1 protein-coding gene is annotated in these 1,760 nt (G+C 58.3%); it reads right to left on the bottom strand.

Translation table 11 applies throughout. The features are described from left to right. Nucleotides 1–12 precede the first annotated feature (12 nt). Nucleotides 13–1,716, bottom strand: coding sequence for a VgrG-related protein (locus IQ254_RS30985; RefSeq protein WP_193969975.1), 1,704 nt, complete (start codon nucleotides 1,714–1,716; stop codon nucleotides 13–15). Nucleotides 1,717–1,760: the final 44 nt, after the last annotated feature.

Here is a 1,760-nt window from a genome sequence, read left to right as displayed (position 1 = left end):
GCCCCCCTGCCCTCACCCCCCCACTACAATCGGTGTCGACGACGTAATAGTCGGGGCATTCAGGCTAATCTTGGTGGCGTTCATCTGGATTGAACCCACGGAGTGGATGCTAATGCCGCCGTTGCTGATCTGTATCGAACTGCCGCTGGGGGTTCGCAGCTCAACAGAGCCGTCGCCGTCACTGAGTCGAAGCTCATGGCCGTTGGCGGTTTGCAGGTAGGTGCCAGAGCTACCGCCACCGCCATCTACAAACTGGAGCTGGTGGCCAGCGCGGGTTTTAAACGTGCGCAGACAGACTTTGCCGTCCTGTACGCTAGACGTGACCGGTGTGGGGGTGGGGTCCTGGCCGTTCCAGACGCCGCCGAGGATGTAGGGACGGTGGATATCGCCGTGCTCAAAGCCGACCAGGACTTCGTCGTCGATTTCGGGCAGGCAGTCGAAGCCACGATTACTACCTGCCCCAATCGCCACTACCCTGGCCCAGTTGCTGGCGTGGTCTTCGGTGAGCGTGGGAAATTTGACCTTGACCCGTCCTATGCCATCGGGGTCCTGGTTGTCGGTGACAATGCCGACTAGAAAGGTCTGACCAGGCTGGAGCCGGGTGGGCGGATTCAGCAGAGAGAGCAGGTCGCCACCCCTCAACCCTCGAACGCTGAACTCAGTGTTGTAAACTCGCTCCTGGTAAACATGGCGAGTTTCAGTGACGTAGTACTGTCCGCTGTGGGGGCCAAGCTCCTGCAGCTCAACCACCCGACCGGGGCGAATATCGGCGTTGCCGATGGCTCTGGCATCGGCGCAGACAAACTCTCCCCCCAGTTCGTCAAACAGGGCCTGGGCCATCAGGTCGGCTTCTTTGGGTTGAAAGACAGGCTGGTCTACCACAATCATCTGCGGCTCGGCGGGGTGTCCCTCAAAGGCTGAGCTGATGTCGCTGCCCCGTCCGTTGTCGGTTTCGGTGAGCACTTGCTCTGACTGAGCTTTGGCAATGACGGGCCGTTTAGCCCTGTAGTCCCAGGCGCGGACTTCCACCGCCTGCACCTGCTCGGCACTGGTGACGCGAGTCCGAAAGCTGCGCAGGTCTTTCAGCCACTTCAGACTAATGTGTTTGTCGACCTTGGGCCTGCGAAAGTGCAGCTTACCGTTTTGAACAAATAGCTCAAAGCCGATGCGGGCGGCCCGTTCCCGCAGGAAAGCCATGTTGGTCTGGTTTTCCTGAAATAGGTACTGGTGAGGAATACCGCTTTCTTCGACGGTGCCCAGGTCGATACCGACTTCTGCAGCAATTTTTTTGACAATGTCGCTATCGGTCATGTTCTGGAAAGAGCGGTTGTGCAGCCCTCGATGCAGCCGATGGGAAATGTCCATTCCCCGCACAATGACGGGGGCCTGGGTGGTTTCGGTGAAATTGGTCTCGATGGCCGTGATTTCTCCCTGTAGAACGGTGCCTTTCTCCCCCTGGCCAAAGCCCTGAGACTCAGTAGTACTGGGCTCAAATCCGAGGGTGACAGCCTTACCAATTTGCATGATGGACTTATGCTTCCAGGGCTCATCGGCCTGTCCCCCCGATTCGTAGTCATTGCGCAAAACAAGGGCGAACATACTGGGCCGATGCAGGCTTTCTTCCACGATGACCTGCAGAATTTCTTCCCTCAGGCTTTCGTGAGCTTCGGCTTCATCGACGGTAAGTAGGGTAAGGGCGCGGTAGTGGATAGGCATGGGTTTGAGAGTGATGGTGGAACAGGGGGGCGGAGGAGCGGGAG

This window comes from Nodosilinea sp. LEGE 07088, assembly GCF_015207395.1.
GTDB lineage: Bacteria > Cyanobacteriota > Cyanobacteriia > Phormidesmidales > Phormidesmidaceae > Nodosilinea.
This window is presented reverse-complemented; position numbering and strand designations above follow the sequence as displayed.